We start from the raw sequence: 13110 nt of genomic DNA, 5'->3' as shown, positions 1-13110 counted from the left end.
CGGGGCGGCACTCCCACCCCCTCGCGCGGTCCGGCCCCGGCCGTCCGGAGCGGGGGGACCCCGTCGCGCGGCGGCAGCGCCTCGCGGGGCGGCGGCACCGCGTCCCGGTCCGGCGCCCGGCCCACTCCGGCCTCGCGCAACACCGGTCGGTCGGGCACCGGTGGCCGGACGGGGCCGCGCAGCGGTGCGGGCCGTCCCGCGCCCAGGACCACCGGGACCGGTCGGCGGCCGGCCAATCCGCGGCTGCTGCGGCAGCGGCTGTTCGTGTTCGTCGTGGTGACGCTGCTCGTCGCGCTCGCCATCGGCGTGGTGCAGGGCTGTCAGGGGCCGGCGCGCGGACTCGGGGGCGGCGGCGACGTCGTACGACGGTCGAGCGCGAAGCCGCACCCGCCCGCGCTGTCGTCCGGGGGACAGCTGGAGCAGCGGTACCGGTCGACGCTTCGGGCCGACGGCCCGAAGTGACCTGGGCGGCGGCCGCCCCGGCGTGGTCGGAACCGTCGGTCCTCGGGGCGGCCGGGCGCCGGACGGCTGCCGGTCAGGCGGTCGGGCGTCCCGTGGCCACCGCGTAGAAGGCGACCGCCGCCGCCGCGCCCACGTTGAGGGAGTCGACGCCGTGGGCCATCGGGATGCGGACCCATTCGTCGGCGGCGACGAGGGCCTGGGTGGACAGGCCGTCGCCCTCCGCGCCGAGCATGAGGGCCACCCGGTCCATCCGGTGCGGGGCGGCCTCGTCGAGGGACCTGGCCTTCTCGTCCGGGGTGAGGGCGAGCAGCGTGAAGCCCGCCTCGCGGACCGAGTCGAGACCCTTGGGCCAGGTGTCGAGGCGGGCGTAGGGCACCGAGAAGACCGCGCCCATCGAGACCTTGACGGAGCGGCGGTAGAGCGGGTCGGCGCAGTCGGGCGAGAGCAGGACCGCGTCCATGCCGAGGGCGGCCGCCGAGCGGAAGATCGCGCCGATGTTGGTGTGGTCGTTGACCGACTCCATGACCGCCACCCGGCGGGCGGAGCGCAGGAGTTCGGCCGCCGTGGGCAGCGGCTTGCGCTGCATGGAGGCGAGCGCGCCACGGTGCACGTGGTAACCGGTGACCTTCTCGGCGAGCTCCGGGCTGACCGCGTAGACGGGGGCCGGGAGCTCGTCGATGACGTCGCGCATGACGTCGACCCACTTCGCGGACAGCAGCATCGAGCGCATCTCGTACCCGGCGTCCTTGGCCCGGCGGATGACCTTCTCGCCCTCGGCGATGAACAGGCCCTCGGCGGGCTCGCGCTTGCGGCGCAGCTCCACGTCGGTCAGGCCCGTGTAGTCGCTCAGGCGCGGGTCGGCGGGGTCCTCAACGGTGATGAGATCGGCCACAGGGTGATACTGCCTTGTCCTGGGTGTGGTGCCAACGGCTCGGAACGGGTTGTGTTACCCGGGGTTACTCGGTGGTGCGGGGACCCACGCCGACGACCTCGCCGATGACGATGACGGCCGGGGGCCGCACCTCCTCGGCGCGCACCGTCTCGGCGACGGTCGCGAGGGTGGCGTCGACGCGGCGCTGGGCGGCCGTCGTGCCCTCCTGGACCAGGGCGACGGGGGTCTCGGGCGACCTGCCGTGCGCGACGAGCGTCTCGGCGATCTTCCCGATCTTGTCGACGCCCATGAGCACCACGAGCGTACCGGTCAGCCTGGCGAGCGCAGGCCAGTCGACCAGGGAGCGTTCGTCGTCGGGGGCGACATGGCCGCTGACGACCGTGAACTCATGGGCGACACCGCGGTGGGTGACGGGGATGCCGGCCGCCCCCGGCACCGAGATCGAACTGGAGATGCCCGGGACGACCGTGCACGGGATGCCCGCCTCGGCGAGCGCCTGGAGTTCCTCCATGCCACGGCCGAAGACGTACGGGTCGCCGCCCTTCAGCCGGACGACGGACCTGCCCTTCCTGGCGTGCTCGATCAGCGCGTTGTTGATGGCCTCCTGGGCCATGAAGCGCCCGTACGGGATCTTCGCCGCGTCGATCACCTCGACGTGCGGCGGGAGTTCGGCCAGCAGGTCGCGCGGGCCGAGCCGGTCGGCGATGACGACGTCCGCCTCGGCGAGCAGCCGCCGGCCGCGGACCGTGATCAGGTCCGGGTCGCCGGGACCGCCGCCGACGAGGGCGACGCCGGGGGTGCGGGTGCGGTGGTGCGGGGCGACGAGGGTGCCGTCGCGCAGGCCCTCCACGACCGCGTCCCGGACGGCGGCGGTGTGCCGGGGGTCGCGGCCGCGCGCGTCGGTGGTGAGCACGGCCACGGTGACGCCCTCGCTGTGGCCGGTGGCCGGGGTCCAGGCGGTCGCCGCGTCCGCGTCGTCGGAGCGCACGCACCAGACGCGGTGCGCCTCGCCCTCGGCGGAGGCCCGGGTGTTCGCCTCCGGGTCGCTGGTGGCGATCAGCGCGTACCAGGCGTCGGCGAGGTCGCCGTCGGCGTAGGGGCGCCGCTCCCAGACGATCTCGCCCGCGTCCGCCATGGCCTCGACGGACGGCGTCGCCTCCGGGGACACCAGGAGGATGTCGGCGCCCGCCGCGATCAGCGCCGGGAGCCGGCGCTGGGCGACCTGACCGCCGCCGAGGACGACCACGCGGCGGCCGGCGAGACGGAGGCCTACGGGATAGGCGGGGTGTTCGGCCATGAGGGGCGGCTCCTCGTCCTCGTCCTGGCGATGCGAAGGGCGCTACAGCTCCGGAGCAGCCCTGACGTGCGAATTTTAGCCGTGGTGCGGGGTACGGCAGGGGGCGGGGGCGGGCACCGGAACGCCCGGCTGCCCCAACCCCGCCCCGCGGTGGGCTACTTCTCGGTGACGCCCGCCGAGTCGAACGTCGCCACCTCGTGCATCGCGCGTGCCGTGCTCTGCACCAGCGGGAGCGCCAGCAGGGCGCCCGTGCCCTCGCCGAGGCGCAGGTCCAGGTCGACCAGCGGGCGCAGGCCCAGCTTGTTGAGGGCCGCCACATGGCCCGGCTCGGCGCTGCGGTGACCCGCGATGCAGGCCGCGAGGACCTCCGGGGCGATGGCGCGGGCGACCAGGGCGGCGGCGCCCGCGCTGACGCCGTCCAGGATCACCGGGGTGCGCAGCGAGGCGCCGCCCAGGAGCAGACCGACCATCGCCGCGTGCTCGAAGCCGCCGATCGCCGCGAGGACGCCGATGGGGTCGGCGGGGTCGGGCTGGTGGAACTCCAGGGCGCGGCGCACGACATCGGTCTTGCGGGCGAGGGTCTCGTCGTTGATGCCGGTGCCGCGGCCGGTGACCTCGGCCGGGTCGGCGCCGGTGAAGACGGAGATGAGGGCGGCCGACGCGGTGGTGTTGGCGATGCCCATCTCACCGGTGAGCAGGGCCTTGTTGCCGGCCGCCACCAGGTCGCGGGCGGTCTCGATGCCCACCTCGATGGCGTGCTTGGCCTCCTCGCGGGTCATCGCGGGGCCGGTGGTCATGTCCGAGGTGCCCGCGCGGACCTTGCGCGGCAGCAGGCCGGGGGTGGCCGGGAGGTCGGCCGCGACGCCCACGTCGATGACGCAGACCTCGGCGCCCACCTGCGCGGCGAAGGCGTTGCAGACCGCTCCCCCGCCCAGGAAGTTGGCCACCATCTGGGCCGTGACCTCCTGCGGCCAGGGGGTGACGCCCTGGGCGTGCACACCGTGGTCGCCCGCGAAGATCGCGACGGCCGCGGGCTCCGGGATCGGCGGCGGGCACTGCCGGGACAGGCCGGACAGCTGCGCGGAGATGATCTCCAGCATGCCGAGCGCGCCGGCCGGCTTGGTCATGCGCTTCTGCCGCTCCCAGGCCTCGCCGAGCGCCTTGGCGTCCAGCGGGCGGATCCCGGCGACGGTCTCGGCGAGCAGGTCGTGCGGGTCCTCGCCGGGCAGCGCGCGACGGCCGTACGTCTCCTCGTGCACGACCCAGGACAGGGGACGGCGCTTGGACCAGCCCGCCTGCATCAGCTCGGGCTCCTCCGGGAACTCGTCGACGTACCCGACGCACAGGTAGGCGACGACCTCCAGGTGGTCGGGCAGGCCGAGGGCGCGGACCATCTCGCGCTCGTCGAAGAAGCTGACCCAGCCGACGCCGAGTCCCTCGGCGCGGGCGGCGAGCCAGAAGTTCTCCACGGCGAGCGCGGCGGAGTACGGGGCCATCTGCGGCTGGGTGTGCCGGCCGAGGGTGTGGCGGCCGCCGCGGGTCGGGTCGGCGGTGACGACGACGTTCACCGGGGTGTCGAGGATCGCCTCGATCTTCATTTCCCTGAACTGCTTGGCCCGGCCCTTGGGCAGCGACTTGGCGTACGCCTCGCGCTGACACATGGCCAGTTCGTGCATGGTGCGGCGGGTCTCGGCCGACCGGATCACGACGAAGTCCCAGGGCTGCGAGTGACCCACGGACGGAGCCGTGTGGGCCGCCTCCAGGACGCGCAGCAGCACCTCGTGCGGGATGGGGTCGTTGCGGAAGCCGTTGCGGATGTCACGGCGCTCGCGGATCACCCGCAGCACGGCCTCGCGCTCGGCTTCGGCGAAGCCGGGGGCCGCCGGGCCGGTGGACCCTCGTACTTCTTCCACTGCGGCCGTGCTCTCTTCTTCCTGGTCTTCCTGTGCGGCACCCCTGGTGTCCAGGTCCGCCGCCTGCTGTACGACGCCCGGGTCGTGCTCCGCGTCCTCGGCCACCTGGCCGGGGGCCGGTTCGGCCTCGCGGGGGGCGGGGAGCACGGCGACGGGTTCCGGGATCTGCGCGCCCGGCGTCTGTGCCTGCGGGGCCTGCGCCGCCGGGGCCTGCGGCTGCGGCTCCTGGGTGGGCAGGACGATGGGGTGCGGCGGGGTCGGGGCGAGGTGCGGGGTGGTCGGCACCATGCCCTCGACCGGGACGAACCGGCCCACGGGCTGGTCCTGGCCGGCCTCGGCCTGCTGCTCGGCCGCGGGTGCGTCGGCGCTCTGCGGGGCGGTCTCGGCGGCGGGCGGCATCTGCGCCGCGGCACCGGGGTACGCGGGCGCCTGGGCCTGGTCGGCGGCGGGTTCGGCCGGAGCCGGGGTGTCGGCCGCGGGGCGGGCCAGGCCCATCGCGTCCAGGGCCGACGGGAAGGGCGCGAACACGCCGGACTGCGGTCCGGCGACCGGCGCGACCGGCTCGGGGGTCCCGGCGGGCTGGTCGGCGACGGCCTCGGCCGGATCCGGGACGGGCGCGGCGACGACGGGCGCGTCCTCGGGGACGGCCGGCTGCGGGGCCCGCGGTGCCTCGGGCACGACGGATTCGGCGGCCGGTGCACCCTGCGGCGCGGCCTCGGCTTCGGTGCCGGGTGCGATCCCGGCGGCCTCCGGCGCCACGGCGTCGGCGGGCACGGCCTGCTCCGGAGCGACCTGCTCCGGAGCGACCTGCTCCGGTACTGCCTGCTCCGCTACGACCTGCTCGGGTACGACCTGCTCGGGTACGACCTGTTCGGGTACGACCTGCTCCGGTGCGGCCTCTTCCAGTACGGCGGGCGCGGGTTCGGGGGTCTGCGGGGTCTCCTGGGCCTCGGTCGTCGCCTCGGCGGCGACCGCCTGCGCGGCCTGCTCGGGAACGACCGCGTCGGACGGCACGGGGACCTGACCCGCGCCCTCGCCACCGGCGGCCGGTACGGGGCCCACCGGCTCCGGGGACACGGCGGCCTCGGCCTCGGCCTGCCCGGGGTCGACGACGGACTCGGGGCCCGGGACCGGACCCTGCTCCGACGCCTCGGCGGCGCCGGGGACCTGGCCCGCGTCCGCGACCGCCTCGGTGTCCGGGACCTGCCCGTCGGTCCCGGCGGACCCGGCCGAAGGACCGTGTGTCGGCTCGGGCACCACTCCCGTGCCCGAACCGTCCTCGGCGCCCACGGGCTCCTCCGGCGTCGGCTCCGGGCCGGAGGCGGACACGGCTTCGGGCGCGGGCACGGCGGCCGGAACGGGCTGCGCGGGCGCGGCCGTCCGGCCCGGCCCCTCGGCCTGTGCCGTGGCGACACCCGCCTCGGTGGCGATACGGGCCATCACGGCCTCGGCCGCGCCGACCGGCTCGGACTGCTGCTCCGCGTCCGGCTGTTCCATGACCGGCTGTTCCGCGACCGACTGTTCCGCATGGGCCGTCGCCGGGAACTCCGCGTGCACCACGACCGGGGGTTCGGCAGGGGCGGCGACCGGGTGCTCCACGACCGGGGCGACCGTCGCCACGGGGGCCGCGACCATGCCCACGGGCGGCTGGACCGGGCCCGGGCCGACCCAGGGCGCGTTGCTCGGCACCGGCATCTCGCGCACCGACGGCACGTCGAGGTACTCGGGGCCGATCGTCGCGGGTCCCGGGTGCCGTACGGGCGCGCCCGCCGGGCCCCGGTCGGCGAGGGAGCGGACCGGGCTGGCGGAGACGTCCGGGATCGGCGGGCCGAGGTGCAGGGGCCTGCGGGGCTGGACCTGGACGGGCGGCGTCGGGTTGGGCAGACGGACGCCGCCGAGGTCGACGGAACCGGTGTCCCGGCCGGACAGCTCGTGCGGCCCCGGCTCGTGGAGGGTCTCGACGAGCGGTTCCGGCGCCGGCGGGGCCACTTCGTTGCCCCAGGCGCTCTGGGCGCCCGGCAGCAGCAGGTCTTCGTCCTCGGCGGTGGTCTCGGAGAGGTAGGTGTACGCGCCCGGCGCGGAGACGCCAGGCTGCTCCACCATGCCTGAGTTCTCCGGCAGCCCCTCGCCCGGGATCTGGCCGGTGTCGGTCATGCGTACCCCTCGCCCATCGGTTAGTGCCTCTACGACCAGCTCGCCGGGAACGGCGCACCGACCGCCCCCGTAGTGAAGAACGAGCGTGCGCGCCCAGCGGCACGAACGAGCCGACCGTAAAAAGCGACAAAGCCATTAGGTGGCATTGTCCCGGCCGTTCCGTCGTCGCGACAGGTTGATCCGCGACAGCCCGCTGTGGACTGCGCCACGTTGCGCGTCCTCCGGTTCTTGCCGTACCACACTCACCCCAAAACGGACGGGTTTTCCGGACATTGACGAACGAATGTACGGGTCCCCCGGTGCGGTACAACGATCGGCCAGCCTACCGCGCGCGGTACGACAACAGGATCACGGGTCACGATCGGGCAGGTCCGTCCACGACCCGCCCTCGGCACGGCCGCGCCGCGCCCGTGGCGCGGTCGCCGGCTCTCAGCGGGGCGCTTCGCGCTGCGGCAGTTCTCCGGTGAGCAGGAACGCCACGCTCCGCTCCCGCTCCGTCCAGACCCGGGTGTCGAGTTCGACCGACTGAAGGAGGGCGCACTCGACCCGGTAGCCGTGTTCGGTCAGGTCCCGGCCGATGACCTCGGCGGCGTCGCGGTTCGCCGCGTGCGTGACGATCCGCTGCGGACGGCGGTCGGCGACCGCGGTGACGACGGCGGCTCCCCCGCCGGCGACGCGGACCACGTCGGGTTCGGGCAGGCGCTCCAGGACGTGCGGGGCGGTGCCGTGGACGATCTGGAGCTGCACCCCGTGGCGGCGGGCGGCGGCGTCGGTGCGGGCGCAGGCCCGCAGGTCGTGGTCGACGGCGAGGACGGCGGCCCCGGCCCGCGCGGCCTCGGTGGCGAAGGCGCCGCTGCCGCAGCCGATGTCCCACACGAGGTCGCCGACCCGGGGGCCGAGCCGGGCGAGTTGGGCGGCCCGCAGCAGCTGTGTCTCGCCCTCGCCGAGCGGTCCGTCGTAGGCCTCGGCGGGCAGGGTCCAGCCGCGCGGCCCGGCGGCCGGGTCACGGCCGGCGATCCAGCCCCCGCCGTCGCCGCCGGTGCCGCGGCCGACGGGTCCGCCGATGACGATGACGACGTTCGGGTCTCGCCAGGTGTGGTCGGCGGCCTTGTCGGAGGTGACGACGACGACCCGCTCGCGCTCGGTGCCGAGCTCCTCGCAGATCACGAAGGTGCGGTGGACGCCCTCCAGCAGCAGTCCGAGTTCCGCGGGACCGGCGCCGGGCGAGGTGAGGACCGCGACCTTGGCGTGCGCCCGGCACACGTTCACCGCGCGGCGCAGGGTGCGGCGGTGGGCGACGACCACTTGTGCGTCGTCCCAGGGCATCCCGGCCCGGGCGAACGCGGCGGCCACGGAGGAGACGGCGGGGACGACCTCGACCTCGAGCCCGAACTCGGGTGCGCGCAGACTCCGTACGACGCCGAAGAAGCCGGGGTCGCCGTCGGCGAGCACCACCGCCGTGCCGCGATGGCCGGCGATCCGGCGGGCGGCGAGGTCGACGCTGCCCAGCCGGATGCGTTCGGCGCCGGGCGGGATCTCGGGCAGTGCCAGATGGTGCGCGGCGCCTGCGACCAGCGTGGCGGCGCCGAGGGCCGCGCGTGCCGCGGCGGTCAGCGGCGAGCCGTCCCAGCCGATCACCGTGACCCGGTCGGCCATCGTCGTCAGTCTCCAGGGGTCTCGCGCAGGTGGTCGGGGGGCGGCCCGAAAGGGGCCTTTCGTGAGACTACCCGGTGACGGGGCGCCGGTTCAGTTCCAGTCGGTGTAGGCGCTGTACGACGTGAAGCTGCCGCTGTCGGACAGTTGCTCGCCGGTGCCCTCCAGGTCCTCCGGCAGCAGGCTCCAGACGATGAAGTCGGTGCGCGTGTCGGCCCAGGTGCCGTCCTCGGCGCGGGTGCGCGCTATGCAGGCGTTGCGCAGGACGCCCTCGCTGATGCAGCCGATCTTCTGGGCGACCTGCTGCGAGGCCGTGTTGTCGGCGGCCGTGCGCAGTTCGATGCGCTCGAACTTCTGGTCCGTGAACAGCCACTGGGCGGTGGCGAGCGCCGCCTCGGAGGCGTAGCCCTCGCCGCGCGCCCAGGGGGCGACGATGTACGACAGTTCGGTGGAGCGGACGTGCCAGTTGGTCTTGCCGAGCTGGATGACGCCGACCAGCCGCTGGGTGAGGAACTCGGTGACGGCGAGGTCGAGTCCGCGTCCCGCGGTGCGTTCGGCGGGGGCGTAACCGGCGATCCAGTCGCGGGCGTTGTCCTGGGTGAACGGCTGGGGCACGCTCGTCCAGGCCGCGACCTGTTCGTCGTTCATCATCTCGGCCATGGCGGCGATGTCGTCCTCGTCGAGGGGACGCAGCACCAACCGCTCCGTGCTGATGGAGATGTTGGGGAAGGTGCTCGTCATGCGCCGCTCCGTAACCTTCGAGTCGTCAGGTGCTGCTGAACTGCCCAGCATGCAGCATGAAAGCAGTGAACCGCACCACCGGGTCGACTCCCTCGCGGGAGCCGGTCCGGTGGTGCGGCGAGCTGATCAGCGGGCCGTCACGGTCCTGGGCGGAACCTAGAAGGAGGCGATGACCGAGCCGTTGTACTTGTCCTCGATGAACTTCTTGACCTCGGCGGAGTTCAGGAGCTTGGCGAGCTTCTGCACCCGCGGGTCCTTCTCGTCGCCCTTCTTGACGGCAAGGACGTTGACGTACTGGTTGCCCTTCGCGGACTCCAGGACGAGGGCCTCCTCGGCGGGCTTGAGACCGGCCGAGAGCGCGTAGTTGCCGTTGACGACCGCGGCGTCGACGTCGTCCAGGGAGCGCACCGTCTGGGCGGCCTCGACCTCCTTGAACGTCAGGCCCTTGGGGTTCTTGTCGATGCTCTGCGGGGTCTCCCGGCCCTTGCCGCCGTCCTTGAAGGTGATCAGCCCGTTGGCGGCGAGGAGCTTGAGGGCGCGGGACTCGTTGTCGGCGTCGTTCGGGACGGCGACGGTCGCACCGTTCTTGAGGGCGTCGACGCTCTTCACCTTGTGGGAGTAGAGGCCGAGCGGCTCGAGGTGGACGTCGGCGACGGACACGAGGTGGGTGCCGCGCGTGGCGTTGAAGTCGGCGAGGTAGGGCTTGCTCTGGAAGTAGTTGGCGTCCACCGAGCCGTCCTCGGTCGCCGTGTTCGGCGTGATGTAGTCGGTGACCTCCTTGACCTGGAGGTCGAGGCCGGCCTTCTTCGCCAGGTTGTCCTTGATGTAGTCGAGGATCTCGGCGTGCGGGGTGGGGGTCGCGGCGACGACCAGCGGCCCGCTGTAGTCGGAGGCGGCGGAGTCCTTGTCGGAGCCGCAGGCGCTGAGCCCGAGGGTGAGGGCTCCCGTGGCGAGGACGGCGGAGGTGATCTTGATGGCGTTACGCACGAAAAGTGCCTTTCCTTAAGGGTGGAGCAATCCCGCGTGGGTGCTGCGGGAAGATCTGGGGGGGGAGGTCGGTGAGGACGGGAGACCGGGTCCGGGCGGATCAGCCCGTCTTGCCCGTCGCCGCGGCGGGCTTGAGCAGCCGCAGCCTCGGGGCGGGGCCGGAGCGGCCGCCGCGGCGGTGCAGGGAGCGGGCCGCGTAGTCGCCGAGGAACTGGACGACCGCGATGACGACGGCGAGGATCGCGACGGTGATCCACATCAACTGGGTCTCGAAGCGCTGGTAGCCGTAGCGGATGGCGATGTCGCCGAGCCCGCCCGCGCCGACCGTGCCGGCCATCGCCGAGTAGCCGATGAGGGCGACGATCGTGGTGGTGGCGCTGGAGATGAGGGAGGGCAGGGACTCGGGTACGAGGACCTTGCGCACGATCGTCCAGGTGTTGCCGCCCATCGACTGCACGGCCTCGACCAACCCGCCGTCCACCTCGCGGACGGCCGTCTCGACCAGGCGGGCGAAGAACGGGACGGCGCCGATGGCGAGCGGCACGATGGCTGCCTCGCGGCCGAGGGTGGTGCCGGTGATCCAGCGGGTGAAGCTCATCAGCGCGACCATCAGGATGATGAACGGCATCGAGCGGACGATGTTCACGGCCTGCCCGATGACCTTGTTCGCGACGACGTTCTGGAGCAGCCCGTCCCGGTCGGTGAGGACCAGCAGGACGCCGAGCGGAAGTCCGGCGACGACGGCGATCAGCACGGACCAGCCGACCATGTAGAGCGTGTCCCAACACGCCTGGGACAGCAGCGGCTGCATCTCGGACCAGGTCACTTGGCACCTTCCTTGACCAGCGCGGGCGCCTGGGCCCGGTTGTCGACCACGTCGATCTGGAGGCCCTGCTCGCGCAGGAAGCCGATGGGCACGACGTTGTCCTCGAAGCGGCCGGGCAGTTCGATGCGCATCCGGCCGACCTGGAGGCCGCCGACGGTGTCGATCGCGGCGCCGAGGATGGAGACGTCGACGTTGTAGGTGCGCGCGAGCTGGGAGATGACCGGCTGGGTGGCGCTCTCGCCGTGGAAGGTGACGTCGACGACCGTGCGGTCCGCGCCGGCGGCCTCGCCCGTGACCGGGAAGAGGGCCGCGGCCAGTTCGGAGCCCGGTGTGGCGAGCAGGTCGGTGACCGTGCCGGACTCGACGATCCGGCCGTTCTCCATGAGGGCGGCCGAGTCGCAGACCGACTTCACGACGTCCATCTCGTGGGTGATGAGCAGGACCGTGAGCCCGAGCTGCCGGTTGAGGTCGCGCAGCAGCTGGAGGATCGAGCGGGTGGTCTCCGGGTCCAGGGCGCTGGTGGCCTCGTCGGAGAGCAGCACCTTCGGGTCGCCGGCCAGGGCGCGGGCGATGCCGACGCGCTGCTTCTGGCCGCCGGAGAGCTGTGCCGGGTAGGCCCCCGCCTTGTCGGCGAGACCGACCAGGTCGAGCAGCTCCAGCGCCTTGCGGGAACGTTCCTTCCCGGACTTCCCGAGGATTTCGAGCGGCAGCTCGACGTTGTCCTGGACGGTCCGCGAGGACAGCAGGTTGAAGTGCTGGAAGACCATGCCGATCCGGCTGCGCGCCCGGCGCAGTTCCCGGCCCGCGCGCGGCCCGCGTCCGGCGAGGGCCGTGAGGTCCTGCCCGGCGACGGTGACCGTGCCGGCGGTGGGGCGTTCCAGCAGGTTGACGCAGCGGATGAGCGAGGACTTGCCGGCGCCGGACTGGCCGATGACGCCGAACACCTCGCCTTCGCGGACGTGCAGATCGACGCCGTCGAGGGCGGTGACCTCACGGCCGCTGGAGCGGTAGACCTTGGTCAGGCCCGAGGTGGTGATCACTGGGGTTTCCGTCACTGTCGAGTGCGCGGGCATGGGGATGCCCGGGGCACGGGTGCGTTCGTTCAGGGACGCGGCAGGTTCTCGCGATGGCGGTGGAACCGGGGAGAACATGTGCGCGGGGCGGCGTCGGTCACCGGCGACGGAGGTCGCGCGGATACGCCACGGCGTCTCGCTTCGGGGCGCGAGGCTCAGGTGGTGCGGGGGCCCTCTAGAAGGCGCACATTCGACACATACAACGAGCACCGGGCGTCATGGTCGCCTCGGTCGCAAGGGTGCGGCTGCTCGTCGTGGTCATGCGGTCAGTTAACCAGACATACGAACCTGGCAGGACACAGGTGTCCGACATGCGGACACCTGTGTCCAGCGACGGACTCGCGTCACCGGCGGGCGGAGATCTCCACGCCGCCCTCGGCGACCAGTGCCGACAAGGCCGAGAGGTCCTTCACGACGAGGTCCGCGTCGAGCTCGTGGGCCTGGTGGGTTGTGGCCAAGGCCACGGTGGTCATCCCGGCGGCGCGGCCGGACGCCAGCCCCGCGGGGGCGTCCTCGAACACGACGCAGTCGGCCGGGTCGACGCCCAGGCGGCGAGCGGCGAGCAGATAGGGCTCGGGGTCGGGCTTGCCGCGCGTGACGTCGTCGGCGGCGACGAGCGTCTTGGGCCGGATGCCGACGGCGTCGAGCCGGGCCTCGGCGAGGCGCAGGGTGGCGGAGGTCACCACGGCCCACCGGTCGGCGGGCAGCGAGTCGAGGAAGTCGCGGGTGCCGGGCAGCAGTTCCACGCCCCCGTTCGGCACGTCCTCCACCTCCAGGAGTTCGATCCGCGCGACGGCCTCCGGCACGACGGCCGCGGGCAGCAGGTCGGCGGCTATCTCGACGGCGGTCCGCCCGTGCAGCGCGACGGACGCGAAGGCCTCGGCGTCGATGCCGTACTCGCCGACCCACCGGGTCCAGCAGCGCCGCACGGAGGCGAGGGTGGAGACGAGGGTGCCGTCGTTGTCGAACAGGAGGGCTTTGGCGTGGATCGTCATGCCCCAGACCCTACGATGCCCCCGAAACCCGCCCGACCCGGCCGAACCCGGCAGGACCGGGCGGACCCGGGCGGACCCGGGCGCAGCCGGACCCGTTCACGGCCGGGCCCACGCCCG

Annotated in this window: 9 protein-coding genes and 1 pseudogene; 1 reads left to right on the top strand and 9 read right to left on the bottom strand. The window is 73.6% G+C overall.

Annotation, left to right across the window (positions count from 1 at the left end; translation table 11 throughout):
- Window positions 1-462: pseudogene (locus tag ACZ60B_RS23030) on the top strand (serine/threonine protein kinase); the annotation flags it as partial.
- 73 nt (window positions 463-535) lie between these two features.
- Here ACZ60B_RS23030 and ACZ60B_RS23025 read toward each other — a convergent pair.
- The 9 genes from ACZ60B_RS23025 to ACZ60B_RS22985 form a co-directional block, all read right to left on the bottom strand.
- Entirely contained in the window at window positions 536-1354 is an 819-nt protein-coding gene (locus ACZ60B_RS23025) for a TrmH family RNA methyltransferase (RefSeq protein ID WP_469389786.1), read from the bottom strand.
- Window positions 1355-1418: 64 nt separating this feature from the next.
- Entirely contained in the window at window positions 1419-2651 is a 1233-nt protein-coding gene (gene cobA / locus ACZ60B_RS23020; RefSeq protein WP_469389784.1) for a uroporphyrinogen-III C-methyltransferase, read from the bottom strand.
- 155 nt (window positions 2652-2806) lie between these two features.
- Window positions 2807-6718 carry a nicotinate-nucleotide--dimethylbenzimidazole phosphoribosyltransferase gene (gene cobT, locus ACZ60B_RS23015; RefSeq protein ID WP_469389782.1) on the bottom strand — a complete coding sequence of 1304 codons (3912 nt, stop codon included), beginning with the start codon at window positions 6716-6718 and terminating at the stop codon, window positions 2807-2809.
- Between the two features lie 429 nt (window positions 6719-7147).
- A complete protein-coding gene (gene cbiE, locus ACZ60B_RS23010) occupies window positions 7148-8374 on the bottom strand; it encodes a precorrin-6y C5,15-methyltransferase (decarboxylating) subunit CbiE (RefSeq protein WP_469389780.1) in 1227 nt (408 codons plus the stop codon).
- 90 nt (window positions 8375-8464) lie between these two features.
- Window positions 8465-9112, bottom strand: a complete 648-nt coding sequence (locus ACZ60B_RS23005) for a GNAT family N-acetyltransferase (RefSeq protein ID WP_469389778.1) — start codon at window positions 9110-9112, stop codon at window positions 8465-8467.
- 156 nt (window positions 9113-9268) lie between these two features.
- On the bottom strand, window positions 9269-10099 hold the full coding sequence (locus ACZ60B_RS23000; protein WP_469389775.1) for a MetQ/NlpA family ABC transporter substrate-binding protein: 831 nt from the start codon (window positions 10097-10099) through the stop codon (window positions 9269-9271).
- A gap of 100 nt (window positions 10100-10199) precedes the next feature.
- The gene (locus tag ACZ60B_RS22995; protein WP_469389773.1) at window positions 10200-10925 is read right to left on the bottom strand and encodes a methionine ABC transporter permease; all 726 of its coding nucleotides are present in this window, start codon (window positions 10923-10925) and stop codon (window positions 10200-10202) included.
- A complete protein-coding gene (locus ACZ60B_RS22990; protein WP_469389771.1) occupies window positions 10922-11965 on the bottom strand; it encodes a methionine ABC transporter ATP-binding protein in 1044 nt (347 codons plus the stop codon). The genes ACZ60B_RS22995 and ACZ60B_RS22990 overlap by 4 nt, the downstream gene beginning before the upstream one ends.
- A gap of 377 nt (window positions 11966-12342) precedes the next feature.
- Window positions 12343-12993, bottom strand: a complete 651-nt coding sequence (locus ACZ60B_RS22985; protein WP_469389769.1) for an HAD family hydrolase — start codon at window positions 12991-12993, stop codon at window positions 12343-12345.
- Window positions 12994-13110 lie beyond the last annotated feature (117 nt).

Source organism: Streptomyces sp. NPDC104096 (assembly GCF_055584385.1).
Note: the sequence above shows the minus strand (reverse complement) of the source record. Positions and strands in the feature narration are given on the sequence as shown.

Bases quoted from the DNA above. Each gene is read 5' to 3' on its own strand.
- cobA (WP_469389784.1), bottom strand. From the start codon at position 2,651: ATGGCCGAACACCCCGCCTATCCCGTAGGCCTCCGTCTCGCCGGCCGC.
- cobT (WP_469389782.1), bottom strand. From the start codon at position 6,718: ATGACCGACACCGGCCAGATCCCGGGCGAGGGGCTGCCGGAGAACTCA.
- cbiE (WP_469389780.1), bottom strand. From the start codon at position 8,374: ATGGCCGACCGGGTCACGGTGATCGGCTGGGACGGCTCGCCGCTGACC.
- ACZ60B_RS23005 (WP_469389778.1), bottom strand. From the start codon at position 9,112: ATGACGAGCACCTTCCCCAACATCTCCATCAGCACGGAGCGGTTGGTG.
- ACZ60B_RS22985 (WP_469389769.1), bottom strand. From the start codon at position 12,993: ATGACGATCCACGCCAAAGCCCTCCTGTTCGACAACGACGGCACCCTC.